Raw genomic sequence first — 25,103 nt, 5'->3', positions numbered from 1 at the left:
CCCGGCCCCGGCGCCGATGGCCATGGCCATCGGCGCCGGGGCCGGGGGGGCGCGCGGGCCGCCGGTGTCGGGCGGCTGGGCGGCCTCGATCATCTGCTGGGCGGTGGCCTGGGCGCGGTTGGCCTCGGCCAGCTGCTGCAGCAGGGACCGGCCATAGGTGGCGGCGCCCGACAGGCCGACGATCATCATGCCCAGCAGCAGCAGCCCCAGGATCAGCAGGGTGATGAAGCTGCTGGTGGCCTGGGCCGGGCGGGCGAGCGTCGGATAGGCGCGGCTGGCCATGTCGCGGCGCAGGGAAAAGCCCGGCACCAGCGGGGCGCGGCGGCGGCGCCAGCGATGCGGCAGCCGCATGAAGCCGACCGTCATGGTGGTGAAGGCGATGCTCAGCCCGTTGGCCGGGGCGACCATGCTGCTCAGCCGGTCGCGCAGCATCAGCAGGAAGGCGGCATCCTCGGCCTGGCGCTCCTCATTGCCCTGCGGCGGCAGGCGCAGCATGGCGACATGGGTCAGGATGGCCTGCAGGGTGGCCGCGTTGGCGTCGCCGGGGACGACCAGCTGCGGCTTGCCGGGGTCCTCGGCGGTCAGCGCCGCCAGCGACTGGTTGTTCTGCCGCGAGACGTGGTCGAGCAGCAGATAGACCTCGTCCAGCAGCTCCTTGAAGATGAAGATGCGCGGATTGTTGGCCAACATGGCGACCGCCTCCCCCGGGAGCTGCGGCCGTGGATCATGCTGGCGCCAGAATGAAAATCACAGGTAAATACGCGGCGGTCGGCAACCCGGCGGCGAGCCGCCGCCGGGCAGGACGCCTTAGTGGTTGTGGCCGCCGGCCGGGCTGCCCGAGGGGCGGTAGCCGGCCGATTCCACGGCGAGCTCCACGGTGACCTCGCCGCCGCGGGCGAAGACCAGGGTGACGGGGACGCGCTGGCCCTGCACCAGGGCCTCCGTCAGCCCGATCAGCATCAGGTGGAAGCTGCCGGGGGTGAAGGCGACCTCGGCGCCGGGGGCGATCTCGACGCCGCCCTCGACCTGGCGCATGCGCATCACGTCGCCCTCGCGGAGATGGGTGTGAATTTCCACGGTGCGGGCGATGGCGGCGCGGGCGGCGACCAGGCGGTCCGGCGCGCTGCCGGTGTTCTTCAGCGTCATGAAGCCGGCGCCGGTGCCGCGCGGCGGGGCGGCGCGGCTCCAGGGATGGCCGATGGCGATGTCGCCGGCGGTGTAGCTATGGGCGGCGGCGCGGCGCGGCAGCAGCGGCAGGAGGACGGCGGCGGCGAGGACAGCGAGCAGCGGGCGGCGGGTGATGGCCATGGTCTGGACGTCCTGGAAGGGCCGCGGGCAGGCGCCGCGCGGCCAGGAAGAATAAGAAACGTAACAGCGGAACCGGACTCAGACGGGCAAAGGCGGGCCGCGCGCGACGAAGGGGGTGGTGCTGATCGCCAGCAGCGGCGCTGCCGGCCCGGCGCGGATCCCGGTCGCATCGGCCAGCTGCCAGCGTGGCAGCGGCAGGGCGGGCGGCTCGGGCAGGCGGGATTGCGGCAGGGCCTGGGCGACGGCGCAGAAGCCGGGCTCGTCATGCCCGGCGCCGTCATGGCCAGGCGGGGCCTGGTCGTCGCCGGAAGCCATGCCGGAAGCCATCCGCAGGCCGTCCGGCGTGCAGATCGGCATGGCGATGCCGAGCTGCGCCCAACTCTCCTCGACGCTGGCCGGCCGGGCGCCGCGCAGGCAATGCGCCGGCGCCGCGACGCTGAGCACGAGCAGCGTCAGCGCGACAACACGCAGCAGCAGGGGACGCCAGGAAAATCGCCGCATCACGGCCGATGGCCTAGACCAGGATGCGCCGGGTGGAAAGCGGGCATCCGGTCCGGCGGCGGCGCCTCAGGACCCGGCGGCGCGGGCGGAGAGGCCCTCGGCATCGACCGGCGGCCGCGCCAGGGGGTAGTCGACCTCGGCCTCGTAATGCGCCTGCTCCTTGCCCAGCCGGGAGGAGAACAGGGAGAAATGGTCGATCGGCACCGGCTCCGGGCGGAACAGGTTATGCGCCTGGACGAAGCTGATCAGCTTCTCCGGGGCGGCGCGCTCGGTCCGCGCCAGGGTCACATGCGGGGCGAAGCGGCGCCGCTCGGGCGGCAGCCGGGCCCGCTGCAGCGCCGTCTCCACCTTGGACTGCAGGTGCAGCAGCCGGTCGCTGCGCTCCACCCTGACGTGCAGCGAGGTGATCCGCCCGGCCTTCTCGAAAATGTCGAGCCCGGCCAGCGACAGGTCGAAAGGCTTGGCGCGGATGGCCGAGAGCGCCTCGTCGACCTCGTCGGCCTGCCAGCCCTCGATCTCGCCGATGAAGCGCAGGGTCAGGTGGTAGTTCTCAGGCGCGACCCAGCGGGCGCCGGGAATGCCGCCGGCGAGATCCGCCAGTTGCTCCCGCAAGGGATCGGGCAAGGCCAGGGCGACGAACAGGCGTGGCATGGTGGCTCAACCTCCCTGCACCTTGGACAACAGCTCCCGCAGGGCGGGAAGCATGCGGCGTGCCACTTCCCGGGCGCCGGCCGGGTTGGGGTGGATCCGGTCGGGCTGGTTCAGCGCCGGGTCGCCGGCGACCCCTTCCAGCAGGAAGGGATAAAAGACCATGCCCGGATTTTCCAAGGCCAGGCGGCGAAATGTCTCCGAGAAATCACGGCCGTAATCGGCGCCCAGATTGGGCGGCGCCAGCATCCCCGCCAGCAGCACCGGCAGGCCGCGTGCCTTCAGCCGCGCCAGGATATCGGCCAGATTGGCGTAGGATTCGGCAGGGGCCAGGCCGCGCAGCCCGTCATTGCCGCCCAGCGCCACCACCACCGCCTGCGGCTTGTCGGCCAGCGCCCATTCCAGCCGCGACTTGCCGCCCGCCGTGGTGTCGCCGGAGACGCCCGCCTCGATGACGGTCACCGCCAGCCCGGCGGCCTTCAGAACAGCCTCGAGCTGCGCCGGCAGCGCTTCGGGCTTGGCCAGGCCATAGCCGGCGGTGATCGAATCGCCCAGCATCAGCACCCGGATCGGTGGGTCCGCGGCAACCGCGGAGCCCTGCCAGGTGACGGCTGAGACAGAAAGAAACAATCCCAGGCCCAGAAATGCCCTTCGCACTGCGGCGTGGCGGCCATATCTGCGGGTCATGCCGGACGTACCAGACGCCATCCTCTCCCCCGCGACGACGCCCCGGAATGGGGCGGGTAGCGACCCGCGCCTGATCGTGGCGCGCGATCTGACCCTCAAGGTGGCGGCGGCGGGGGGGGAGGTCAACATCCTCCGCGGTCTCGATCTGGATGTGAAACGGGGCGAGGCGGTCGGCCTGGTCGGCCCCTCCGGCTCGGGCAAGACGTCGCTCCTCATGCTGCTGGCGGGGCTGGAGCGGGCCACCGGCGGCGCGCTCAGCGTGGCCGGCCACGACCTGGCGGCGCTCAGCGAGGATGCTCTGGCGCGGTTCCGCCGCGACCACCTGGGCATCGTCTTCCAGGCCTTCCACCTGATCCCGACCATGTCGGCGCTGGAGAATGTCGCGGTGCCGCTGGAATTCGCCGGCCGCCGCGACGCCTTCGACCGCGCCCGGCTGGCGCTGCGCCGGGTCGGCCTCGGCCACCGGCTGGACCATTACCCGGGCCAGCTGTCGGGCGGCGAGCAGCAGCGCGTGGCCCTGGCCCGCGCCGTGGTCGGCGAGCCCAGCCTGCTGCTGGCCGACGAGCCCACCGGCAACCTGGACGGCGCCACCGGGCAATCGGTGATGGACCTGCTGTTCGGCCTGCGCGACGAGCTCGGCACCACCCTGCTGCTGATCACCCATGACCCGCTGCTGGCGGCCCGCTGCAGCCGGCGGCTGCGCATGGCCGACGGGCTGCTGGTCTCGGACGAAACCGCGTGAGCGGCACGGGATACGCCAGCAGCATCCTGCTCGGCGCCCGCTTCGCCCGCCGCGAGCTGCGCGGCGGCATCAAGGGCCTGCGCATCGTCCTCGCCTGCCTGGCGCTGGGGGTGGCGGCCATCGCCGCCGTCGGCACGCTGCGGGCGGCGACCGAGGCGGGGCTGGCCGCCGATGGCGCGCGGATCCTGGGCGGCGACGTCGCGGTGCGCATCGCCTCCCTGCCGATGCCGCCGGCGACGCAGGACTGGATCCGCGCCCGCGGCGCCAGGCTGTCCTCGGTGGTCGAGATGCGCGCCATGGCCGTGGCGCCCTCCGGCGAGCGCAGCCTGGTCGAGCTCAAGGTGGTCGACGGGCAATACCCGATCTACGGCGCGCTGGAGCTCGACCCGCCGCTGCCGGCTGGACAAGCGCTCGCCGCCGGCGACGTCGCGCTGGAGCCGCTGGTGGCCGAGCGGCTGGCGCTGTCGCCCGGCGACCGGCTGCGGCTGGGCGAGGCCAGCTTCCGCCTGGCCGGGCTGATCCGCTCGGAGCCCGACAAGGTGGCGAGCCCCGCCATCCTCGGCCCCCGCGCCATGATCCCGATGGCCGACCTGGCGCGCACCGGCCTGGTGCAGCCCGGCAGCCTGATCCATTACGAGTACCGCATCGGCCTGCCGCCGGGCGTGTCGGTCCAGACCTTCATCCGCGAGCTGCGCGCCGCCAGCCAGGATGATGGCGGCTGGCGCATCCGCGCCGCCGGCGAGGCCGCCCCTGGGGTCAACCGCTTCCTCGACCGTGCCGCCTCCTTCCTGACGCTCGCCGGGCTGACCGCGCTGCTGGTCGGCGGCATCGGCGTCGCCACCGGCGTGCGCGCCTGGCTCGACCAGCGGGCCCGCACCATCGCGACCCTGCGCTGCCTGGGCGCGCCGTCGCGGGTCATTTTCCTGACCTATCTGATCCAGGTGGCGGCGCTGTCGGCGGTGGGCATCCTGCTCGGGCTGGTGGCGGGGCAGGGGCTGACCCTGCTGGGCGCCCAGGCCTTCGCCGACGCCCTGCCGGTGCCGCCGCAGCTGGGCATCTACCCCGCGCCGCTGGCCGAGGCGGCGCTTTACGGCGCGCTGACCGCGCTGGCCTTCGCGCTGTGGCCGCTGGCCCGGGCCCGCGAGATCCCGGGTGCGGCGCTGTTCCGCGACACGGTGCAGCGGGTGGCGGTGCGGCCGCGGCTGAAGCTGCTGGCGATCAACGCGCTGGCGGTGGTGGCCCTCGTCGCCCTGGTGATCGGCAGCGCCGACCAGCCGGGCTTCGCCGCCGGCTTCTGCGCCGCGGCTGGCGCGACCCTGCTGCTGTTCCGCCTGGGTGCGACGCTGCTGATGCGCCTGGCCCGCCGCATGAAGGGCACCGGCAACCCGGCCTGGCGGCTGGGCCTGGCCAATCTGCACCGCCCCGGCGCGCCGACCGCGCTGCTGCTGGTGGCGCTGGGCATCGGCCTGACCACCCTGTCGGCGGTCGCCATGATCGAGGGCAATCTGCGCCACCAGCTGAGCCAGCAGCTGCCGGGCGCCGCGCCCAACTTCTATTTCATCGACATCCAGTCCGACCAGGCGGCGCGCTTCGACGCGCTGGCCGCCAGCCTGCCCGGCGTCACCGAGGTCAAGCGCGTGCCCTCGCTGCGCGCCCGCATCACCGCGGTGATGGGCGTGCCCGTCGAGCAGATGCAGGTCACCGAGGACAGCCGCTGGGCGCTGCGCGGCGATCGCGGCCTGACCTATGCGGCGACGCCCCCCGAGGGCACCCGCATCGTCGGCGGCGAATGGTGGCCGGCCGATTACCGCGGCCCGCCGCTGCTCTCGCTCGACGCCCGGCTGGCCGAGGGCTGGGGGGTCGCCGTCGGCGACACCGTGCAGCTGAACGTGCTGGGCCGCGACCTCGACTTCCGCATCGCCAACCTGCGGCAGATCGAATGGCAGGGGCTGGGGCTGAACTTCGTCCTCGTCGCCTCGCCGGGGCTGCTGGAGGCGGCGCCGCACACCCACATCGCGACGGTCCGCGGCGACGCGGCGCGCGACTCGGCGGTGCTGCGCGCCATCACCGACGCCTTCCCCAATGTCTCCGGCATCCGGGTGCGCGACGCGCTGCAGGCGGTGACCGGGCTGCTGGAGCGGCTGGGCGTGGCGCTGTCGGCGGTCTCCGGCCTGACCCTGGTCGCCGGCGGGCTGGTGCTGGCGGGCGCCATGGCGGCCGGCCAGCGCCGCCGCATCCGCGACGCCGTGGTGCTGAAGGTGATCGGCGCCAGCCGTGGCCAGATCCGCCGCGCCTGGATGGTGGAATTCGGCCTGGTCGGGCTGACCGCGGGCCTGATCGCCGCCGCCTGCGGCACCGCGGCCAGCTGGGCGGTGGCGCGCTATGTCATGCGCACCGACTGGACCTTCCTGCCGGGGACCCTGGCCGCGACCATCCTGGGCTGCACGGGTCTGACCCTGGTGCTGGGCTATGCCGGCACCGCGCTGGCGCTGCGGGCGCGCGCCGCCCCCTTGCTGCGCAACGAGTAACCGGGCAACGAGGAGCCCAGGGAGACGACGCGGCGAAAAGAATCTGCGTGGGCACGCGGCCTGGCTTGGCTTTGCCGTTGATCCAGATTACCGATAGTCCATATACAGCTAGACCCGCGGATTCTCCGCGATGTGAGGAGTTTCGAACGCTATGGCCTCTGGTCCCGACTATCGTTACACGACGGGCGCGCCCGGCTGGGGCCGCGTGGCGACGGCCGACGCGGCCGCCGTCGATGCCGGGCTGCGGTCCTACATGCTGCGCGTCTACAACTGGATGGCCTCGGGCCTCCTGTTGACGGGCATCATCGCCTACCTGATCGCGAACACCGGCGCCGCCGACCTGTTCTACACGGTCGTGCGCACCCAGCGCGGCATCGCGACGCAGCCGACCATCCTGGGCTTCGCGGCCATGATCGCGCCGCTCGCCTTCGTGCTGGTGCTGTCCTTCGGCATCAACCGGATGAGCAAGGCCTCGGTGCAGGCGCTGTTCTGGCTGTTCTGCGCCGCCATGGGCGCCAGCATGGCGAGCATCTTCCGCGTCTATGTCGGCAGCTCGATCGCCAGCACCTTCTTCATCACGGCCAGCATGTTCGCGGCGGTCAGCCTCTACGGCTACACCACCAAGGCCGACCTGACGAAGCTGGGCGCCTTCATGATGATGGGCCTGATCGGCATCATCATCGCCGGCCTGGTGAACATGTTCATCGGCAGCGGCGTGCTGGCCCTGGTGATCAGCGTCATCGGCGTCGTGGTCTTCGTCGGCCTGACCGCCTACGACACGCAGCGCATCAAGGCGGACTACCAGGAATTCGCCTATGCCGAGGGCACCGATGAAGCCGCCAAGCGCAGCGTCTTCGATGCGCTGGGCCTGTACCTGAACTTCATCAACCTGTTCCAGCTGCTGCTGCAGTTCATCGGCGTCCGCCAGCAGGATTAATCTGTCAGTTGATGGCGGGCGATGCCCGCCATCGGCGACCGGCGGTCAAAAAGAAACCCCGGAGGGCTCGGCCCTCCGGGGTTTTTTCTATACGCTCGGCCTGTCCGGTGCCGGACTTGCAGCCGGCGAAGCCGGCTGAGCGCCCGGATGGGCGCCGCGGCCTATGCCGCGCAGCCAAGCCGCCGGATGGCGGCGCCGGCGCCTGAGGCAAGCATCACGCCTGCTTCAGATGCTCCAGCAGCTTCACCATCGCGGCGTTCTTGTCGCTGCCGTCGATCGCCGCGACCTCGGCCGCCAGGCGGTCCATGGCGAGCTCATAGATCTGCCGCTCGGAGAAGGACTGGTCCGGCTGGCCGGCGTTGCGGTGCAGGTCGCGCACCACCTCGGCGATCTGCACCGGGTCGCCGCTGTTGATCTTCTGCTCGTATTCCTGGGCGCGGCGGGACCACATCGTCCGCTTGATGCGGGCGCGGCCCTTCAGCGTCTCCAGCGCCTCGCCCATCATGTTGCTGCCGGCCAGCTTGCGCAGGCCCGAGGACGCCGCCTTGTTCAGCGGAACCCGCAGCGTCATGCGGTTCTCCTCGAAGGTGACGATGATCACCTTCAGCTCCGTGCCGGCCACCGACATGACGTCGATGCCCTGCACCTGGCCGACGCCATGCGTCGGGTAGACGACGTGGTCGCCGGCCTTGAACTCGCTGCCTTGGTTGCCGAGCGGCTTCGGCGGCGGCGCCGGGCGGGACGGGCCGGCGGCGACGCCGCTGTCGGTGGGAGGGGTCGGGGAAGGGGTATCAGCCATGCCAGGTCGACATCCGGGGAAATGACGGTGGAAGGATCGTCAGGGAAAGGATCGGCGGGAGGATCTGGATTCGGCCGCAGCCGGCTCGCATTGCGGAGGGGAAGCATCGCACGCCGGTCGGTGGCCTCATTCGCTCTCAACTCCTGCGAAGCAAATGGCCGGACGGCCCGGGCCGTGAGACCCTGGCCGGCGGCGGCACCACCGTGGCTCGCCCGGATCCAGCACCGGGCGGCGGCCTGACGACGCGCGACTCTTCAGAAAGGGTGGGGCCGCGCCGCAGCGTGGACAACCTCGCCCTGTCGCCACCCTAGCAAAAAAAACCGCGCGCGTCACCCGTCCCCGCCCCAGGGGAGGAGGCAGGGCCGGGCGCAGCCTGGCAGGGCAGGGGTCGGGGAAGCGTCAGCCGGCGCCGGGATTGGGGTCGAAATACTGCTTCTTGTCCGGCTTGCCGTTCCAGTCCTCGGCATCGGCCGGGGCATCGCCCTTGCGGGTGATGTTCGGCCATTGCTGGGAATAGGTGCGGTTGAGCTCGGCCCAGTCGACCGCCTTGTCGTCGCTGTCGGGGAAGATCGCCTCGGCCGGGCATTCCGGCTCGCACACGCCGCAATCGATGCATTCGTCCGGATGGATGACCAGCATGTTCTCGCCCACGTAGAAGCAGTCCACCGGGCAGACTTCCACGCAATCCATGTACTTGCAGCGAATGCAGTTCTCGGCGACGACGTAGGTCACGGTCAGGATCCCTCAGGCGCGACGGGCAGGTCATTTCCCGGGCAGTGAAGCGCGGCGCAGCAATGGCCCGATGCCGGGCAGCGCGCAACCTCCTTTTCCGCAGGCTTGGCCCGCGCCGTCAGGTGTCGTCCGGGGTGTCGCCTTCGATGTCGCCGGACCCGGGCGGGGCCGGCGTGGCACCCCCCTCGGAGAGGTCCTCGTACAGCGCCCGCGCCTCAGGCGCCGGGCCACGGCGCTCGGCCAGGGCCAGGATCCGCCAGACCTTCAGCGGCCCGTTACGGCCGCCCAGCGCCAGGGTGATGACGTCGCCCGGCCGCAGCCTGGCATGCGCCTTGTCGACCGGCTGGCGGTTCAGCCGCAGCCGGCGCGCCTCGATCAGCCGGGCGCAGTCCGCGCGGGTCTTGGCCACCCGCGCGCACCACAGCCATTTATCGAGTCGCTGCCAGTCCCGGTCCTCGGCTTCCGCCATGGCCGGGGCCGCCTCAGTCCTTGCCCAGCTTCAGCCGGGCGAGCACCGCGAAGGGGCTGTCCGGATCCGGGCCCTTGCCCTTGGCCCCACCACCATCGAAGGAGAAGGAGCGCGGCTCCTGCCCGCGGTCGTCGCGGCCACGGCGGTCGCCGCGCGGCGGGCCGTCGCGCCGGTCGCCACGCGGCGGACCATCGCGGCGGTCACCCCGCGGCGGGCCGCTGCGATCGCCATTGCGGTCACCACGGGGGGCGCCGCCGCTGCGGTCACCGGCAGGACGCTCGCCGGCCGGACGCTCACCAGCCGGACGCTGCTCGCCGGCGGCACGCTCGGGGCGCGGACCGCGCGGCGCGCCATCGCGGCCCCGGTTGTCGCGGCCCCGATTGTCCTGGTTCCGGTTGTCCGGGCGCGGGCCGCCCTCGGCCGCGGCCTCGGCGCCTTCGGGCAGCGGCTCGCCCGGGGTGGTGGCGGCGTCGCGCGGCGGGCGCGGGGCGCGGTCGGGGCGGCGGTCGCCCTGCGGCCGGCGGTCACCCCTGTCGCCGGGGCGGAAGCGCGGGCCGCGCTCCTCGCGCCGGGCGCTGACCATGGCGGGGCCGGGCGGGCCGAAGGCGTCTTCGGCGAGGGCCTCGGCCGGCAGCAGCCGGAAGCCCAGCGTCTGCAGCACCGCCGGCAGGATATCGGCCTTCACGCCCAGCCGGCTGGCCACATCCGGCGGCAGCATGGCGGGCGCGCGGCGGGTCAGGTGGCCGAGCTCGCCGGCGACGCGCTCGGCGACGTCGAGCCGCAGCAGCACGGGCCCGGCGGTCACCCAGCCCATGGTTTCGGCGAAGCCCTCGGGCCAGCCCTCGGGGGGCGGCACCGAGACCAGGCCGCCACCGGGGACGACGGGGACGTCGCAATCGGCCTTCAGCGCCCAGAACTGGGCGCGCAGCGCCATCGGCCGGGGCTTCAGCACCTCAGGCAGGTACAGCGCGAAGCGGCCGGCGCGGATGCCGATCGCCTTCAGCTTCTGCCGCAGCTCGGGGTTCACGTCGCCCTCGGTGCCGCCAGGCACCAGGCCCAGATATTCCCGCAGCCGGAAGGCCGGGCCGCGCAGCGTCCCATCCTCGGCCGCCTTGGCCTCGACCGTGTCGAGCGCGGCGAATTCGCGCTTGATCAGGGCCTCCAGCCAGGTCGCCAGCCGGGCGCGGATGCGCTCCTTCTGGGCGCCGTCCAGGAAATCGGAGTCGATCGGCTCCACCAGCGGCTTGTCCGGGGTAGGGCCAGGTCGCAGACGGGCGACCTCGGCACCGTTCCAGGTGATCCGATGGGAGGGCGTCAGGGCGAATGCGTCGTCGGACGCGGTTTCGATCTCAGTCACGCGCTTCGGCATCTCACTCTGCAGGGCACGGCGGGCGGCACGCAGGACAAGCTTTCGCTCCTCCCCATTACCCGCAGCGGCATCGGGTTCAAACATGAAACCCGTCACATGGCCAACCGGATGACCTTCCACCACCACTTCGCCTTGGCGGGTGACGGCGGAAAGCAGCTCTTCGGCGGTGTCGTCCAGGCGGCGGATCAGATGCGCGGCACGCCGGTCCACGAAGCGGGCCGTCAGCCTTTCGTGCAGCGCATCGCTCACCGCATCCTCGGCGGCACGGGCGTCGTTCTGGAAGCGCAGGGCGTCGCGCATCCAGTCGGCCCGCGCGGCAACATAGGTCCAGACGCGGATCGCCGATAGCCGCGCCATGAGCGTATCGAGGTCGCCCTCGGTATTTGCGCATTGGGCGATCTGCCCGGCAACCCAATCCGCGGGCAGATGGCCCTCTTTCGCCAGATGGGTGAAGACCCGGGCGCAGAAGCGCGTGTGGCTGTCATCCGACAGCTTGCGGAAGTCCGGGATCTGGCAGGCGTCCCACAGCAGCCGCAGCCGGGCGCGGCCCTGGGCCAGCTTCCTGACCTCCGGATCGCGGGCCAGGGTGGCCAGGGTGATGTGGTCGGTGGCGTCGTTGCCCTTGGACAGCCCGGCGAAAGGCGGCGCCGTGCCCAGGCTGTCCAGCAGCGCGTCGATGCTGGTCATGTCGAGGGCCGCGTTGCGCCAGGCCAGCGTCATCAGCGCCTCGAACTGGTGGCCCTCGATCTTGCCGACCATCTCGTCGGGCAGCGGCGGGCAGTCGGCGGTGACGCCGAAGGTGCCGTCGCGCATGCCGCGCCCGGCCCGGCCGGCGATCTGGGCAGCCTCCTGCGGCGTCAGGATGCGCGGCCGGTGGCCGTCGAATTTCTGCAGGTTGGCGAAGGCGACATGGTCCACATCCATGTTCAGCCCCATGCCGATGGCGTCCGTCGCCACCAGGAAGTCGACCTCGCGGTTCTGGTACAGCGCCACCTGGGCGTTGCGGGTGCGGGGCGACAGCCGCCCCATCACCACCGCGCAGCCGCCACGGCGGCGGCGGATGGCCTCCGCGATGGCATAGACCTCGCCGGCCGAGAAGGCGACGACGGCCGAGCGCGGCGGCAGCCGGGTCAGCTTGGCCGGCCCCGCATAGGACAGCTGCGACAGCCGCGGCCGGGTCTCGATCTCGGCCTGCGGCACCAGCCGCTGCAGCAGCGGGCGGATGGTCTCGGCGCCGAGGAACATGGTCTCGACCAGGCCGCGGGCATGCAGCAGCCGGTCGGTGAAGACATGGCCGCGATCGGGGTCGGCGCAGAGCTGGATCTCGTCGACGGCGACGAATTCCGCCCGCCGGTCCAGCGGCATGGCCTCCACCGTGCAGGCGAACCACTTCGCCTCGGCGGGGATGATCTTCTCCTCGCCGGTGATCAGCGCCACGTGGCGCGGGCCCTTCACCGCGACCATGCGGTCGTAATTCTCCCGCGCCAGCAGCCGCAGCGGGAAGCCGATGATGCCGGAGGCATGCGCCAGCATCCGGGTGATCGCCAGATGCGTCTTGCCGGTGTTGGTCGGGCCAAGCACGGCCTTGACCCGGGCCGGAAACATGCCCGAGGCGTCATGGGCCAAGGCGGGGGAAGGAGGGCGGAGGGCCATCGCGCCCTTAAGTGACGCCTCGGACGCCGCGTTGCAACCGGCAGCCGCCGCGGCGCAGCATCGCGGGGCGGCGCGACTCGCCCGCGCCCCCCATGGACTTTCCGCACCAGGGGCGCCGAGAATGCCGGCCCCTGCCACAGCGGTCCCCGGCCATCCACGCTTTGCCCTATCTGGCGCTCTATGGCGCCGTCTTCGCCGCCATCGGCGTCGTGCAGCCCTTCCTGCCCAGCTTCCTGGCCGCGCGCGGGCTGTCGGCCGAGCAGATCGCGCTGGCCCTGGCCCTCGGCTCCGGCGTGCGGCTGGTCGCCGGCCCCGCCGCGGGGCGCTGGGCCGACCGCCTGGCCGATCCGCGGCTGCTGCTGGGGCTGATGGCGCTGGTCGGCGCCGCCGCCGCCAGCGGCTTCCTGGTGGTGGCCGGCTTCTTGGGCTTCCTGGCGGCGCAGCTGCTGCTGAACGCCGCCAGCGCGCCGCTGGTGCCGCTGGCCGACACCCTGACCCTCGCCGCCGCCCGCGACGGCCGCTTCGACTACGGCCAGGTCCGCGCCGGCGGGTCGGTGGCCTATATCCTGGCCGCCATCCTGGCCGGGTGGCTGGCCGGGCAGTTCGGCTTCGGCGTCGTGCCCTGGCTGATCGCCGGCCTGCTGCTGGCCACCCTGCTGGCCGCCGGCCTGCTGCCGAAGCCCGCCACCACCGGCCCCCGCCGCGGCGCGGGTGGCTTCCGCGCCACGCTGCGGCTGCCGGGCTTCGCCCGCCTGCTGCTGCTGTCCGGCCTGATCCAGAGCAGCCACGCCGCCTATTACGGCTTCGGCAGCATCCACTGGGCCGCCGCCGGCCATTCGGCCTCCACCATCGGGCTGCTCTGGGCCGAGGGCGTGGTGGGCGAGGTGGCGCTGTTCTTCCTGGGCAGCCGGCTGGTCGGGCGGATCGGCCCGCGCGGCCTGGCGCTGCTGGCGGCCGGCAGCGGCGTGCTGCGCTGGTCCATCCTGTCCTGCACCGCCTGGCTGCCCGCGCTGGTGGCGACCCAGTGGCTGCACGCCTTCACCTTCGGCGCCCAGCACCTGGCGGCGATGCACCTGCTGCTGCGCCTGGTGCCCGCCAGCCAGACCGGCACCGCCCAGTCCCTGCACGCGGCGCTGGGCGTGGGCCTGATGACCGGCGCCATGACGCTGGCCTGCGGGCCGCTGTACCGGAACTTCGGGGGCGGGATGTTTTGGGTGATGGCGTTGCTCTGCGCGCTGGCGATCCCGCTGGCGCTGTCTTTGAAGATTCCAGCAGAAACACAGAGGTAGGCCAGGGGAATGAATTCCCCTGGACCCCTTCTTCTTTCTGTCAGATTGCCATGTCCACGTGGCGACGGGACGTGAAACGGCCAAACCGCAGCACGACCTTTGGGCATGCGCCATTTTATTTAAATGGCGTCCCGCCGCGCTGCCCTCATGCCGGTGCCGGCAAAGCGCAGGTCCCCCGAACGGCCGGTGATCAGAAAAAAGAAGGGGGTTCGGGGGAATTCATTCCCCCGAACTTTCACTCTGCTGCCTTCGCCTGCTCTGCCAGCACTTCGAGGGGCCAGGCGGGTGCTGCCGCGCTGACCCAGGATGAGCCGTTCCACCGGCGGGGTTCGATGCGGGCGTGGCTGTCCTGGATGACGATGCGGTTATAGGCGTTCGATTCGCCGCGCAGGCGGGTGGAGATGGCGGAGCCGGCCTGGACCACCAGCAGTTCCGGCCGGGCTTGGCCGCCGGGGCTGGTGGTGCGGCTGGTGCCGCGGTGCAGGCGGACGTAGCCGCGGTGCAGGTGCCCGGACAGGATCAGCCGCACGCCGGCGGCCTGCAGCTGTTCCAGGGCGGGGGCGGCGCGCTGGGCGAGCGGCGTGTCGGGCGCGTCTTCCGGGGCCAGGAAGGGGTGGTGGGCGACGACGATGCGGAACAGGCCGGGGGGCAGCTCGTCCAGGCGGCGCAGCAGGCGCTTCATCCGGCTGCGCTTGGCGCGGCCTTCTTCCCAGGACAGGTGCAGGCCGCCGCGGACCACGGTATTCAGCCCGATCACCGCCATCTGGTCATCGCGCCACACCGGCTCGGTCTCGCCGCCGACGAAGCGGTGCCAGCGGCCGAAGGGGTCGAGGAAGCGCTCCCACGGCCAGTAGTTGGTGATGTCATGGTTGCCGGGCACCACGATCTGCGGCGCCTTCAGCTGCGCCATGAAGCGGCAGGCCGCTTTGTACTCGCGGGATCGGGCCCGCATCGTCAGGTCGCCGCTGATGACGATCAGGTCGGCCGGGTCGGCGTTCAGCGTCTCGACCAGGGCATCGGCCACGGCGAGGTCGACCCGTCCGAAATGCAGGTCCGAGATATGGTCGATGCGGCGGGGCAGGGTCATGCCAGCGGCTCCTCCAGGGCGGGCGCGCCAGCGGCCGGCGGCCATGGCCAGCAGCAGGCGCAGCAGCCACCAGACGCCGAAATCCCGCGCCACATGCAGGCTGAGCTGGCCGCCATCGAGGCGCGGGCGGTGGAACATCCGCCCCGGCGCGTCGGCGTATTCGTTGCTGACCACCGACAGGGCGCGGGTCCAGGCGCGGCGGGTGCGGCCGCCATCGAGCTGCCAGGCCAGGCGCAGCGGCGGGTGGCGCCAGAAGGCGCGCAGCGTCGCCACCGCCATGCGCCAGCGCGCGGCCAGGCGCCCGTCGCCGCGCAGCCGCTCGCGGTGCAGGCCGAGGCGGTTGGGCAGGCCGACGACGGATTGGCACAGGAAGATCTCGCCATTGACCTCGGCCAGGTCGATGGCGCGGATCTCGGCTTGGCCCAGCGCCTCGGCGGCCTGCAGCGGGTCGAGCGGCAGGCCCAGGTCGCGCGCCAGCAGGTTCATGGTGCCCAGCGGCAGCAGGCCGAGGGCGATGTCGCTGCCCTGCAGGCGGGCGGCGACGCTGCGCAGGGTGCCGTCGCCGCCGCCGACGATCAGCACCGGATTTCCCTTCGACAGGGCTGCGTCCAGGCGCTGGGGCAGGGTCTCGCCGGCCTCGGCGCCGATGACATCGAGGAAGAAGCCTGCGGCGCGCAGCGCGGCCTCGAGCCGGGCCGGCAGGTCCGGCTGGTCCAGCAGCGTGCCGGCGCGGGGGTTGAGCAGCAGGGTGGCGCGCATGGGGTGGGGGGATGCCAGGCTGTGACGGGGCAATGCCAGCGATCGGCGCAAGTTGCGCGCCGAGACACCGCGTCACGCCGATCAAAATTTCTCGTGCCGTTTTCAGTGGTTGTTTACCGCCCGGGGCCAGGATGCGCTTGCCCACCAGGAAGGAGGGACCCCCCGATCATCGAGAGCATCCCCCATGAGCTGGACCTTCGGCCGCGCCCTGACCGCCCGCAACACCCTCCGCGGCCTGCTGACCCTGCCCTGGGCGGCGCCGCTCTTCGGCAAGCTGCGGCTGCAGCGCCCCGAGAACTGAGCGCCACGCCCGAGCCTGCCTGACACGCACCCCGCCTGACACGAAAAAGGGACGCCGCGGCACCGCCGGGCGTCCCCTTTCTCATGGAAGCCAGCCTGGATCAGGCGGCCTTGGCCATGCTGCGCAGCACGTAGTGCAGGATGCCGCCATTCTTGTAGTACTCGACCTCGTCGGCGGTATCGACGCGGCACAGCACCTCGGTCCGGGTCACCGAGCCGTCGGGGCGGGTGATGACCATGTCCAGCAGCATGCGCGGCGCCAGGCCTTCCAGCCCCTCGATCGCGATGGTCTCCTCGCCGGTGATGCCCAGCGTCTCGCGGTTCTCGCCTTCCTTGAAGACCAGCGGCAGCACGCCCATGCCGACCAGGTTCGAGCGGTGGATGCGCTCGAAGCTCTCGACGATGACCGCCTTGACGCCCAGCAGGAAGGTGCCCTTGGCCGCCCAGTCGCGCGACGACCCGGTGCCGTATTCCTTGCCGCCGAAGATCACCAGCGGCACGCCCTCGGCCTTGTACTGCATGGCGACGTCGTAGATCGGCGCCACCTCGCCCGAGGGGTAGTGCTTGGAGACGCCACCCTCGATGCCCGGCACCATCTCGTTCTTGATGCGGATATTGGCGAAGGTGCCGCGCATCATGACCTCGTGGTTGCCGCGGCGCGAGCCGTAGCCATTGAAGTCCGCCGGCCGCACCTGATGCGCCATCAGGAACTCGCCGGCCGGCGACTTCGCCCGGATATTGCCGGCGGGCGAGATGTGGTCGGTGGTGATCGAATCACCCAGCCGCGCCAGGATCCGCGCGCCGGAGAAGGAGGCGATCGGCGCCGGCGTGGCCTCCATGCCCTCGAAATAGGGCGGGTTCTGCACGTAGGTGGAGCCGGAGTTCCAGCGATAGGTCTCCGAGCTCGCATCGACGCGGATCGCCTGCCACTGCGCCGGGCCCTGGAAGACGTCCGAGTAGCGCTCCTGGAACATCTCGCGGGTGACCACGGCGTGCACGGTGTCCTGCACCTCCTTGGTCGTCGGCCAGATGTCCTTCAGATAGACCGGCTGGCCGTCCGAGCCGTTGCCGATCGGCTCCCGCGTCAGGTCGCGGGTGATGGTGCCGGCCAGCGCATAGGCCACCACCAGCGGCGGCGAGGCCAGGTAGTTGGCGCGGACATTGGCGTGGACGCGGCCCTCGAAGTTGCGGTTGCCCGACAGGACCGAGGCGCCGACCAGCTTGTTGTTCTCGATGGCGTCGACGATCGGCTCCGGCAGCGGCCCAGAATTGCCGATGCAGGTGGTGCAGCCATAGCCCACGGTCTGGAAGCCCAGCGCGTCCAGATGCGGCGTCAGCCCGGCCTTGTCGAGATATTCGGTCACCACCTGCGAGCCCGGGGCCAGCGAGGTCTTCACCCAGGGCTTCGCGGTCAGCCCCTTGGCCACCGCCTTCTTCGCCACCAGCCCGGCGGCCACCAGCACATAGGGGTTGGAGGTGTTGGTGCAGGAGGTGATCGCCGCGATCACCACGTCGCCATGGCCCAGGTCGTAATTGGCGCCGGCGACGGGCACGCGCAGGTCGGCCTGGTCGCCGGGCACGCCCATGGTGCCGGCGGCCAGGTCCTTGGCGAAGGAGACGGCGGCGTTCGACAGGGCGACGCGGTCCTGCGGCCGCTTCGGCCCGGCCAGCGACGGCTCGACGGTCGACATGTCGAGCTCGAGGGTGTCGGTGAAGACCGGGTCGGGGCTGTCGGCGGTGCGGAACATGCCCTGGGCCTGGAGGTATTCGCGCACCAGGTTGATGCGGTGCTCCTCGCGGCCGGACAGGCGCAGATAGTCCAGCGTCACGTCGTCGACGGGGAAGAAGCCGCAGGTCGCGCCGTATTCGGGCGCCATGTTGGCGATGGTGGCGCGGTCGGCCAGCGCCATCTCCGCCAGGCCGGGGCCGTAGAATTCGACGAACTTGCCGACCACGCCCTTCTTGCGCAGCATCTGGGTGACCGTCAGCACCAGGTCGGTGGCGGTCATGCCCTCGCGCAGCTTGCCGGTCAGCTTGAAGCCGATGACATCGGGGATCAGCATGGCGATCGGCTGGCCCAGCATGGCCGCCTCCGCCTCGATGCCGCCGACGCCCCAGCCCAGCACGCCCAGGCCGTTCACCATGGTGGTGTGGCTGTCGGTGCCGTAGCAACTGTCGGGATAGACGAAGGTCTCGCCGGCATCGGTCGCGGTCCAGGCCACCTGCGCCAGGTATTCCAGGTTCACCTGGTGGCAGATGCCGGTGCCGGGCGGCACGACGCGGAAGTTGTTGAAGGCTTCCTGGCCCCAGCGCAGGAACTCATAGCGCTCGCCGTTGCGCTCGAACTCGATGTCGACGTTCTTCTGCAGCGAGGCGGCGCTGCCGGAGACGTCGACCATCACCGAGTGGTCGATCACCAGGTCGACGGGCACCAGCGGGTTCACCCGGCGCGGGTCGCCGCCGAGCTTGAGGATGCCGTCGCGCATCGCCGCCAGGTCGACCACCGCGGGCACGCCGGTGAAGTCCTGCATCAGGATGCGCGCGGGGCGGAACGGCACTTCCTTGCTGCTGCGGCCTTCCTGGACCCATTCGGCGATCGCCTCGGCGTCCTTCACCGTGTAGGCACGCCCGTCCTCGAAGCGGAGAACGTTCTCCAGCAGCACCCGCAGGCTGTAGGGCAGGCGGCTGAGATCGCCGATGCTCTTCGCCGCCTCGGGGAGGCTGAAATAGTGATAAGTCTTTCCGTCCACTGTCAGCGCTTTGCGCGCCTTGAGGCTATCCTGCCCGATCATACGCATGGTCCGGGGTCCCTCACTTTTTGCTGCGAACTCTGCCGTTTATACATAGGGCGTCCCCCCGGTCTATCGGAGGGGAGAGGACAGGGTGCCCGTGCTGGAAGCCAAAAACATAGCCGTCCTGCGAGGAGAGCAAGTCGTCTTCGTCGAGCTGAGTTTCACCGTCTCGCCGGGTGAGGCAATTCTGCTGATGGGCGCCAATGGCGCGGGCAAGTCCACGCTGCTCCGTCTGCTCGCCGGGCTGATCCCGCTGGCCGAGGGGGCTTTGACATGGGATGGCCAGCCGATCTTGACCGATCCTGCGGTCCATGCCGGGCGGCTGCGCTACCTGGCCCATGCCGATGCGCTGAAGCCGAGCCTGAGCGTGGAAGAAAACCTGCGCTTCTGGGCCCGGCGCTGGGGCGGCGACATCGCCGAAGCCCTTGATGCCGTCGACCTTTTGCCGCTGGCGGAGCTGCCCGCCCGGCTGCTGTCGGCCGGCCAGAAGCGCCGCCTGGCGCTGGCCCGGCTGGCGCTGGCGCCGGCGCCGCTCTGGCTGCTGGACGAGCCTTCGGTCGGGCTGGATGCCGCCTCGATCGCCCGTTTCGGTGGGCTGCTGGCTGCGCATCGGGCCCGCGGCGGCATGGTGCTGGCGGCGACCCATGTGCCGCTGCCGCTGCCCGGCGCGCGCGCGCTGCGCCTGGGACGCCCGGCATGATCGCGCTGCTGCGGCGGGAGCTGCTGCTGGCCGCCCGCCACCCGGCCGATACCCTGGCTGCATGCCTGTTCTTCCTGCTGGTCACGGCGCTCTTCCCCTTCGGCGTCGGCCCGGCGCCGGAGACGCTGGCGCGACTCGCCCCCGGGGCGCTGCTGGCCGCCGCCCTGCTGGCCGCCCTGCTGCCGCTCGACCGGCTGTTCGGCGCCGAGGCGGAGGATGGCTCGCTCGACCAGCTGCTGCTCTCCGGCCTGTCGGGCACGCAGATCGCGGCGGTGAAGGCGCTGGCGCATTGGCTGACCACCGGGGCGCCGCTGCTGCTGGCGACGCCGGTGGCGGCGGCGATGCTGAACCTGCCGGAGGCGGCCTGGGGGGTGGCGATGCTGGCCCTGGGGCTGGCGACGCTCATTCTCTCGTTGCTCGGCACGGCGGGGGCGGCGCTCACCCTGGGCGCGCGGCGGGGCGGGGTGCTGCTGCCGCTGTTGGTGCTGCCCCTGGCAATTCCGGCGATGATCTTCGGCGCGGCGGCGATTGAGGCGGCGGCCAGCGGGGTGAGCTGGCGGCCGTTCATCCTGTTGCTGGCGGCTTTCGCGGCGGCGGCGGCACCTTTGGCGCCGTTGGCGGCAGGGGCGGCTTTGAGAGCAGACTGAAAGAGAAGAAAATTAAGAGAAGATTCCGGGGTGATAGTATCACCCCGGACCCCGCCATCAGTTGGCGCCAAGAGGCCACAGGCGGGACGCTGCTTCGGTGCGTGACGCAAAATGAATGTGGGGGCCTGGGGGCATTCAATGCCCCCAGATTCTTCTCTTAAATTTCTTCTCTAAATATAATTCTCACTCAGCGCTCCGCCGCGGCCTTCCCAGCAATTCCCGCACCGCGCTCGGCACGTCATGCCGCCCCGCCAGCAGCTCGCAGACCGCCGCGGTGATCGGCATGTCCACGCCCGCGGATTGCGCGCGGGCCAGCAAGGCGGGGGCGGTGGCGACGCCTTCGGTCACGCTGTTCCGCGCCGCCAGGATATCCGCCAGCGTCTGCCCCTGGCCCAGGGCGAAGCCGAGGGAAAAATTCCGGCTGCCCGGCCCGGTGCAGGTCAGCAGCAGGTCGCCCAGGCCGGACAGCCCGGCGACGGTATCGGCGCGGCCGCCCAGCGCCTCGGCCAGCCGGCCGATTTCCGACAGCCCGCGGGTGACCAGGGCGGCGCGGGCGTTTTCCCCGAGGCCGGCCCCCATCACCGCCCCGGCGGCGATGGCGATGACATTCTTGGCGGCCCCCCCGACCTGGGCCCCCACCGGGTCATCCTGGCCGTAGAGGCGGAAGCCCGGCGTGCCCAGCCGCGCGATGGCGGCCTCGCGCAGGGCGGCGTCGGTGCTGGCCACCACCGCCGCGGCCGGCAGGCCGGCGGCGACCTCGGCGGCGAAGTTGGGGCCGGACAGGATGCCGGTCACCAGCGCGGGGCGGATCCGCGCCAGGCTTTCCAGCGGGAACAGCAGCCCATTGGTCGTCACGCCCTTGGCGGCGACCAGGCTGGGCGGCAGCGGCGGGAAGGGCGCCAGCGTCGCGGCCAGGTGCTGGGCAGGGACCACCAGCAGGGCCAGCGTCGCGCCGTCCAGCGCCTCGGCCGGGTCGGCGGTGATCGCCAGGCCCTCGGGCAGGGCGATGCCGGGCAGGTGGGCCGCGTTCTCCCGGCGGCGCGCCATTTCGGCGGTGCGGGTCGGGTCGCGCGCCCAGAGGCTGACCGCCCCGCCGGCCCGGGCGGCCTGGATCGCCAGCGCCGTGCCCCAGGCGCCGGCGCCGATCACCGCGATACGGTCCATGCGGGTGCTATTCCTCGGCGATGCGGGTGACGGCGAAGCCCTGGCCGGGCTCGCCATCGCCGAGCTGCTGCAGCAGGGCGCGCAGGATGGCCTCGGCCTCTTCCTCGAACTTCCAGGGCGGGTTGACCACCACCAACCCGCAGCCATTCAGCCGCTGCGGGTCGGTCGGCTCGCGCAGCCAGAGCTCGAGGGCCAGGATGTCGCGCACCCCGCTCTCGGCCAGCGCGGTGTGGAAGGCGCGGACGGGCGTGCGGTGCTTGATCGGGTACCAATGCGCCTGCACGCCGCTGCGGAAGCGATGCGCGACGGCGATCAGCGCCTCGGCCATGCGGTCGAACTCGCCTTCCACCTCGAAGGGCGGGTCGACCAGGATCAGCCCGCGCTTCTCGGCGAAGGGGGTCAGCGCGGTCAGCGCCTCCCAGGCGTCGCGCTTGTGGACCGCGGTCTGCGGATCGCCGCGGAACAGGGTGCGCAGCGTGGCATGGTCTTCCTCATGCAGCTCGCAGAGGACGAGACGGTCGCGCGGGCGCAGCAGCATGCGCACCAGGCTGGGGCTGCCGGGGTAGCGCGGCGGGAAGCCGGCGCGCTTCAGCAGGGCGATCCAGTCGGCCAGCGGGCCGTCGGCGATGTCGAGCAGCCGGCCGACGCCGCGCTTCCATTCGCCGGTGCGCTCGGCCTCGCTGCCGGCCAGGTCATAGGCGCCGATGCCGGCATGGCTGTCGAGCACGCGGAACGGGCTGTCCTTGGCCGCCAGCCGGCGGATCAGCGCGACGACCAGCGCATGCTTCATGCAGTCGGCGAAGTTGCCGGCATGGAAGGCGTGGCGATAGTTCATGCCCCCATGTCCTGATGGGCGTCCGGACCGGTCAGCTCGGCCAGGGGCCAGCGGGGGCGGGGGGCGTGGTCCAGCGGCTCGGTCAGGCCGGCGCGCAGCCGCTCGATGCCGGCCCAGGCGATCATGACGGCATTGTCGGTGCAGAGCCGGATCGGCGGCGCGATCATCGGCAGCCCGGCCTTCTGCGCGACGCCGGACAAGGCAGCGCGGACGCCCTGGTTGGCGGCGACGCCCCCGGCGACCACCATGGCCGTGGCGCCGGGCAGCATGGCCAGCGCGTTGCGGGCGCGGTCGGCCAGCACGGCGGCGACGACATACTGGAAGGCGGCGGCCAGGTCGGCGCGGTCCTGCTCGGTGGCGAGCTTCGGGATCGACTGTGCGACGGCCGTCTTCAGGCCACTGAACGAGAAGTCGCAGCCGGGGCGGCCGAGCATCGGGCGGGGCAGGGGGAACTTCTTCGGATCACCCGTCTGCGCCAGCTTTTCCAGCGCCGGGCCGCCGGGCCAGGGCAGGCCCATCAGCTTGGCGGATTTGTCGAAGGCCTCGCCCACCGCATCGTCGAGCGTCGAGCCCAGGCGGCGGTAGCGGCCCAGCCCCTCGACGGCGACGCATTGGCAATGCCCGCCCGACAGCAGCAGCAGCAGATAGGGGAATTCCACCCCGCCCTCGACCAGGCCGGGGATGCGCGCGGTCAGCGCATGCCCCTCCAGGTGGTTCACGGCGACGAAGGGCAGGCCATGCGCGATGGCCATGCCCTTGCCGAAGCTGGAGCCGACGATCAGCCCGCCGATCAGCCCCGGCCCCGCGGTCGCCGCGATTCCGCCCAGCTGGTCAGACGAGACGCCGGCCCGCGCCAGCACCTCGGTGGCCAGCGCCGGCAGATGCGCCAGATGCGCGCGCGCCGCGATTTCCGGCACCACGCCGCCATAGGGGGTGTGCTCGGCCAGCTGGCTGCGCACCGCCTCGGCCAGGATGCGGCCGTCCGGCGCCAGCAGCGCCGCCGCCGTCTCGTCGCAGCTCGCCTCCAAGCCCAGCACTGGTCCCTCGATAGCCGCCGATCGCATCCGTTCTTGCCTTCCCCATGCCGGGCGGTGGTTCTATGACGCCCGCATGTCCTTTGCCCACCCCGTCCTGCCGCTTGCCCCGGCAGGCGCCTTCGCCCTGTCCTGCGCCATGGCCCCGGCAGATCTGCGGGCCGGGACAGCGCATGCCACCGAGGCCCCCGCCGCGGCAAGAGGCGTCGCCTCCGGCGGGCCGGTCAAGCCGCATGCGCGCCGGCCGCTGCCGCTGCGCGTCGGCACCCGCGGCTCGCCGCTGGCGCTGTGGCAGACCCGCACCTTCCTCGACCTGGTGCTGCATTTCTGCCCGGTGCTGCGCAATGCCAAGGCCTTCGAGGAGCATGTGATCGCGACCTCGGGCGACCGCATCCAGGACCGGCGCCTGGCCGATATCGGCGGCAAGGGCCTCTTCGCCAAGGAGATCCACGAGGCGCTGCTGGATGGCCGCATCGATTTCGCCGTCCACAGCCTGAAGGACCTGGAGACCGAGCTGCCGCCCGGCATCGTGCTGGCCTGCACCCTGGCGCGGGAAGATGCCCGCGACGCGCTCGTCCTCGGCCCCGACGCGCCGCGCAGCGAGCCCGGCGACCCCTTCGGCGCCATCCCCGCCGGCGCGCTGATCGGCACCGCCAGCCTGCGCCGCCAGGCGCAGCTGCTGCATGCCCGCCCCGACCTGAAGGTCGGCATGATCCGCGGCAATGTCGGATCGCGCCTGTCGAAGCTCGCCGCCGGCGACTGCCAGGGCACGCTGCTGGCGCTGGCCGGGCTGAAGCGCCTCGGCCTGGAGCAGCATGCCAGCGTGGTGCTGGATGCCGATGCCATGGTGCCGGCCGCCGGCCAGGGCATCGTCGGCGTCACCGTCCGCGAGGCCGATGTCGAGCTGCACGAGCTGCTCTCCGGCATCGAGGACCGCTCCGCCCGCGCCGTCTCCCGCGCCGAGCGGGCGATGCTGGCCGCCCTCGACGGGTCCTGCCGCACGCCGATCGGCGGCCATGCCCGGCTGCTGCCCACCGGCGAGCTGCACCTGACCGGGCTGATCGCGCGGCCCGATGGCAGCTTCCTGCTGAAGCGCAGCCTGCATGGCGCCGCCGGCGATGCCGAGCGCCTGGGCCGCGAGCTGGGCGAGAGCCTGCGCGCCGACAGCCCCGCCGACATCTTCTCCAGTTAGCCCGCGGACAGGGCAGGTCGGATGCGGGAAAAGCCCGGCATCCTGGTGACCCGGCCGGAGCCGGGGGGCGCCGAGACCGCCGCGGCGGTGGCGGCGCTGGGCTGGCAGCCCTGGCCGGCCCCGGCGCTGGTGCTGTCCTCCATCCTGTCCCCCGAATGGCGCGCGCCCGCCTGCCAGGCGGTGCTGCTGCCCAGCCGCGCCGCGGCCCGGGCGCTGGCCGGCCGCCTCGATCCGGGCCTGCCCGTGCTGGCGGTCGGCCGCGGCACCGCCGCCGAGGCCCGCGCCGCCGGTTTTCTGTCGATCATCGAAGGCGAGGGGGATGCGGCCTCGCTGGCGGCGCTGGCCGCCGGCCGGCTGGACCCCCGCCGCGGCGCCCTGCTGCTGGCCGCCGGCCAGGGCTACAGCCTGGCGCTGGCCGCCGCGCTGCGCGGCCGCGGCTTCGCCGTGCAGCGCCGCGCCGTCTATGCTGCGATCCCGGCGATCACCTTGCCGCCACCGACAATTCTCGCGCTCAAGGCCGGAATCGTGCGCGGCGCCCTGTTTCTCTCGCCCCGCTCGGCCCAAGTGACGCAGGCCTTGCTGCGCCGCGAGGGTCTGGGCGAAACCGTGCGCGGCATGGTGGCGTTCGCGCTGTCATCCCGTATCGCGGGGCGGCTGGCGGACATGCCATGGCAAGACATCCGTGCTACCCGGGAGCCCGATCCCGCGGCGCTGCTGGCCCTGCTCGGCCCAGCCCCGCACCAGGCTTCCGGCCAGCCCGGCCATTGACCGGAAAAGAGGGGCAGACGAGACGATGAGCGACACACCGAAGGACAGCCCCCAGGGTAGCGATGGCCGCGGCCGCAAGAACCCGACCGTGCCGCCGCGCGCCCTGAGCGGGCTGGGCAGCGGGCTGGGCGGCGCCACGCCGGAGACGCCCACGCCGTCGATC

Annotated in this window: 22 protein-coding genes; 8 read left to right on the top strand and 14 right to left on the bottom strand. The window is 72.1% G+C overall.

Annotated features, from left to right (window positions below; genetic code table 11):
- The 5 genes from GVN67_RS18490 to GVN67_RS18470 all read right to left on the bottom strand — a co-directional run.
- On the bottom strand, nucleotides 1-690 hold a 690-nt coding region (locus GVN67_RS18490; RefSeq protein ID WP_159998665.1), incomplete at its 3' end, for a hypothetical protein.
- Between the two features lie 117 nt (nucleotides 691-807).
- Complete coding sequence (locus GVN67_RS18485; protein ID WP_159998663.1) at nucleotides 808-1,308, bottom strand: copper chaperone PCu(A)C; 501 nt, start codon at nucleotides 1,306-1,308, stop codon at nucleotides 808-810.
- Nucleotides 1,309-1,386: 78 nt separating this feature from the next.
- Nucleotides 1,387-1,809 carry a hypothetical protein gene (locus GVN67_RS18480; RefSeq protein ID WP_159998660.1) on the bottom strand — a complete coding sequence of 141 codons (423 nt, stop codon included), beginning with the start codon at nucleotides 1,807-1,809 and terminating at the stop codon, nucleotides 1,387-1,389.
- 66 nt (nucleotides 1,810-1,875) lie between these two features.
- Nucleotides 1,876-2,460: an RNA 2',3'-cyclic phosphodiesterase gene (gene thpR / locus GVN67_RS18475; protein ID WP_159998658.1), complete on the bottom strand. Its 585-nt coding sequence runs from the start codon at nucleotides 2,458-2,460 to the stop codon at nucleotides 1,876-1,878.
- 6 nt (nucleotides 2,461-2,466) lie between these two features.
- Complete coding sequence (locus GVN67_RS18470; RefSeq protein WP_368667249.1) at nucleotides 2,467-3,015, bottom strand: arylesterase; 549 nt, start codon at nucleotides 3,013-3,015, stop codon at nucleotides 2,467-2,469.
- Nucleotides 3,016-3,214: 199 nt separating this feature from the next.
- Between GVN67_RS18470 and GVN67_RS18465 the strand changes: the two genes are divergently transcribed.
- The 3 genes from GVN67_RS18465 (at nucleotide 3,215) to GVN67_RS18455 (ending at nucleotide 7,351) form a co-directional block, all read left to right on the top strand.
- Nucleotides 3,215-3,886 (top strand): ABC transporter ATP-binding protein, encoded by a 672-nt coding sequence (locus GVN67_RS18465; protein ID WP_235035359.1) that lies wholly within the window; start codon nucleotides 3,215-3,217, stop codon nucleotides 3,884-3,886.
- The gene (locus tag GVN67_RS18460) at nucleotides 3,883-6,414 is read left to right on the top strand and encodes an ABC transporter permease (RefSeq protein WP_159998652.1); all 2,532 of its coding nucleotides are present in this window, start codon (nucleotides 3,883-3,885) and stop codon (nucleotides 6,412-6,414) included. Before GVN67_RS18465 ends, GVN67_RS18460 begins: the two co-directional genes overlap by 4 nt.
- A 151-nt stretch (nucleotides 6,415-6,565) precedes the next feature.
- A complete protein-coding gene (locus GVN67_RS18455; protein WP_159998650.1) occupies nucleotides 6,566-7,351 on the top strand; it encodes a Bax inhibitor-1/YccA family protein in 786 nt (261 codons plus the stop codon).
- 214 nt (nucleotides 7,352-7,565) lie between these two features.
- Here the strand turns inward: GVN67_RS18455 and GVN67_RS18450 are convergent, their stop codons facing one another.
- The 4 genes from GVN67_RS18450 to GVN67_RS18435 form a co-directional block, all read right to left on the bottom strand.
- Nucleotides 7,566-8,150, bottom strand: coding sequence for a CarD family transcriptional regulator (locus GVN67_RS18450; protein ID WP_159998648.1), 585 nt, complete (start codon nucleotides 8,148-8,150; stop codon nucleotides 7,566-7,568).
- A gap of 399 nt (nucleotides 8,151-8,549) precedes the next feature.
- A complete protein-coding gene (gene fdxA / locus GVN67_RS18445) occupies nucleotides 8,550-8,882 on the bottom strand; it encodes a ferredoxin FdxA (protein WP_159998646.1) in 333 nt (110 codons plus the stop codon).
- Nucleotides 8,883-9,000: 118 nt separating this feature from the next.
- Complete coding sequence (locus GVN67_RS18440) at nucleotides 9,001-9,351, bottom strand: RNA-binding S4 domain-containing protein (RefSeq protein WP_159998644.1); 351 nt, start codon at nucleotides 9,349-9,351, stop codon at nucleotides 9,001-9,003.
- A gap of 13 nt (nucleotides 9,352-9,364) precedes the next feature.
- A complete protein-coding gene (locus GVN67_RS18435) occupies nucleotides 9,365-12,325 on the bottom strand; it encodes a helicase-related protein (protein WP_200845306.1) in 2,961 nt (986 codons plus the stop codon).
- Between the two features lie 209 nt (nucleotides 12,326-12,534).
- Here GVN67_RS18435 and GVN67_RS18430 point away from each other — a divergent pair, with 209 nt between their 5' ends.
- Nucleotides 12,535-13,662: an MFS transporter gene (locus tag GVN67_RS18430; protein WP_159998642.1), complete on the top strand. Its 1,128-nt coding sequence runs from the start codon at nucleotides 12,535-12,537 to the stop codon at nucleotides 13,660-13,662.
- A gap of 235 nt (nucleotides 13,663-13,897) precedes the next feature.
- On the opposite strand, the gene GVN67_RS30105 is transcribed toward GVN67_RS18430, so the two are convergent.
- Together GVN67_RS30105 and acnA are read right to left on the bottom strand one after the other, a co-directional pair.
- Nucleotides 13,898-15,508, bottom strand: coding sequence for a diacylglycerol kinase family protein (locus GVN67_RS30105; protein WP_235035358.1), 1,611 nt, complete (start codon nucleotides 15,506-15,508; stop codon nucleotides 13,898-13,900).
- Nucleotides 15,509-15,909: 401 nt separating this feature from the next.
- A complete protein-coding gene (gene acnA, locus GVN67_RS18415; RefSeq protein WP_159998640.1) occupies nucleotides 15,910-18,606 on the bottom strand; it encodes an aconitate hydratase AcnA in 2,697 nt (898 codons plus the stop codon).
- An 85-nt stretch (nucleotides 18,607-18,691) separates the two neighbouring features.
- On the opposite strand from acnA, the gene ccmA reads away from it, so the two are divergent.
- Nucleotides 18,692-19,300 carry a heme ABC exporter ATP-binding protein CcmA gene (ccmA, locus tag GVN67_RS18410; protein ID WP_368667248.1) on the top strand — a complete coding sequence of 203 codons (609 nt, stop codon included), beginning with the start codon at nucleotides 18,692-18,694 and terminating at the stop codon, nucleotides 19,298-19,300.
- Nucleotides 19,297-19,947 carry a heme exporter protein CcmB gene (ccmB, locus tag GVN67_RS18405; RefSeq protein WP_159998636.1) on the top strand — a complete coding sequence of 217 codons (651 nt, stop codon included), beginning with the start codon at nucleotides 19,297-19,299 and terminating at the stop codon, nucleotides 19,945-19,947. The genes ccmA and ccmB overlap by 4 nt, the downstream gene beginning before the upstream one ends.
- Nucleotides 19,948-20,130: 183 nt before the next feature.
- Here the strand turns inward: ccmB and GVN67_RS18400 are convergent, their stop codons facing one another.
- Genes GVN67_RS18400 through tsaD form a run of 3 tightly spaced genes read right to left on the bottom strand, consistent with a single transcriptional unit; the run spans nucleotide 20,131 to nucleotide 23,010 of the window.
- Complete coding sequence (locus tag GVN67_RS18400) at nucleotides 20,131-21,111, bottom strand: NAD(P)H-dependent glycerol-3-phosphate dehydrogenase (protein WP_159998634.1); 981 nt, start codon at nucleotides 21,109-21,111, stop codon at nucleotides 20,131-20,133.
- A 7-nt stretch (nucleotides 21,112-21,118) separates the two neighbouring features.
- A complete protein-coding gene (locus GVN67_RS18395; protein WP_159998632.1) occupies nucleotides 21,119-21,946 on the bottom strand; it encodes a 23S rRNA (adenine(2030)-N(6))-methyltransferase RlmJ in 828 nt (275 codons plus the stop codon).
- Nucleotides 21,943-23,010: a tRNA (adenosine(37)-N6)-threonylcarbamoyltransferase complex transferase subunit TsaD gene (gene tsaD / locus GVN67_RS18390; protein WP_159998630.1), complete on the bottom strand. Its 1,068-nt coding sequence runs from the start codon at nucleotides 23,008-23,010 to the stop codon at nucleotides 21,943-21,945. The genes GVN67_RS18395 and tsaD overlap by 4 nt, the downstream gene beginning before the upstream one ends.
- A gap of 109 nt (nucleotides 23,011-23,119) precedes the next feature.
- Here tsaD and hemC point away from each other — a divergent pair, with 109 nt between their 5' ends.
- Nucleotides 23,120-24,172, top strand: coding sequence for a hydroxymethylbilane synthase (gene hemC, locus GVN67_RS18385; protein ID WP_159998667.1), 1,053 nt, complete (start codon nucleotides 23,120-23,122; stop codon nucleotides 24,170-24,172).
- A gap of 21 nt (nucleotides 24,173-24,193) precedes the next feature.
- On the top strand, nucleotides 24,194-24,940 hold the full coding sequence (locus GVN67_RS18380; RefSeq protein ID WP_159998628.1) for a uroporphyrinogen-III synthase: 747 nt from the start codon (nucleotides 24,194-24,196) through the stop codon (nucleotides 24,938-24,940).
- The last annotated feature ends 163 nt before the right edge of the window (nucleotides 24,941-25,103 follow it).

This window comes from Roseomonas sp. 18066, from assembly GCF_902706185.1.
In the GTDB taxonomy this organism is placed as follows: domain Bacteria; phylum Pseudomonadota; class Alphaproteobacteria; order Acetobacterales; family Acetobacteraceae; genus Pseudoroseomonas.
The sequence above is the reverse complement of the archived record's forward strand: the minus strand, read 5'-3'. Positions and strand labels throughout refer to the sequence as shown.

Coding starts and splice junctions, on each gene's coding strand:
- GVN67_RS18485 (WP_159998663.1), bottom strand. CDS start 1,308: ATGGCCATCACCCGCCGCCCGCTGCTCGCTGTCCTCGCCGCCGCCGTC.
- GVN67_RS18480 (WP_159998660.1), bottom strand. CDS start 1,809: ATGCGGCGATTTTCCTGGCGTCCCCTGCTGCTGCGTGTTGTCGCGCTG.
- thpR (WP_159998658.1), bottom strand. CDS start 2,460: ATGCCACGCCTGTTCGTCGCCCTGGCCTTGCCCGATCCCTTGCGGGAG.
- GVN67_RS18470 (WP_368667249.1), bottom strand. CDS start 3,015: ATGCTGGGCGATTCGATCACCGCCGGCTATGGCCTGGCCAAGCCCGAA.
- GVN67_RS18455 (WP_159998650.1), top strand. CDS start 6,566: ATGGCCTCTGGTCCCGACTATCGTTACACGACGGGCGCGCCCGGCTGG.
- GVN67_RS18450 (WP_159998648.1), bottom strand. CDS start 8,150: ATGGCTGATACCCCTTCCCCGACCCCTCCCACCGACAGCGGCGTCGCC.
- GVN67_RS18440 (WP_159998644.1), bottom strand. CDS start 9,351: ATGGCGGAAGCCGAGGACCGGGACTGGCAGCGACTCGATAAATGGCTG.
- GVN67_RS18435 (WP_200845306.1), bottom strand. CDS start 12,325: ATGTTTCCGGCCCGGGTCAAGGCCGTGCTTGGCCCGACCAACACCGGC.
- GVN67_RS30105 (WP_235035358.1), bottom strand. CDS start 15,508: ATGCGCGCCACCCTGCTGCTCAACCCCCGCGCCGGCACGCTGCTGGAC.
- acnA (WP_159998640.1), bottom strand. CDS start 18,606: ATGCGTATGATCGGGCAGGATAGCCTCAAGGCGCGCAAAGCGCTGACA.
- ccmB (WP_159998636.1), top strand. CDS start 19,297: ATGATCGCGCTGCTGCGGCGGGAGCTGCTGCTGGCCGCCCGCCACCCG.
- GVN67_RS18400 (WP_159998634.1), bottom strand. CDS start 21,111: ATGGACCGTATCGCGGTGATCGGCGCCGGCGCCTGGGGCACGGCGCTG.
- GVN67_RS18395 (WP_159998632.1), bottom strand. CDS start 21,946: ATGAACTATCGCCACGCCTTCCATGCCGGCAACTTCGCCGACTGCATG.
- tsaD (WP_159998630.1), bottom strand. CDS start 23,010: ATGCGATCGGCGGCTATCGAGGGACCAGTGCTGGGCTTGGAGGCGAGC.
- hemC (WP_159998667.1), top strand. CDS start 23,120: ATGGCCCCGGCAGATCTGCGGGCCGGGACAGCGCATGCCACCGAGGCC.
- GVN67_RS18380 (WP_159998628.1), top strand. CDS start 24,194: ATGCGGGAAAAGCCCGGCATCCTGGTGACCCGGCCGGAGCCGGGGGGC.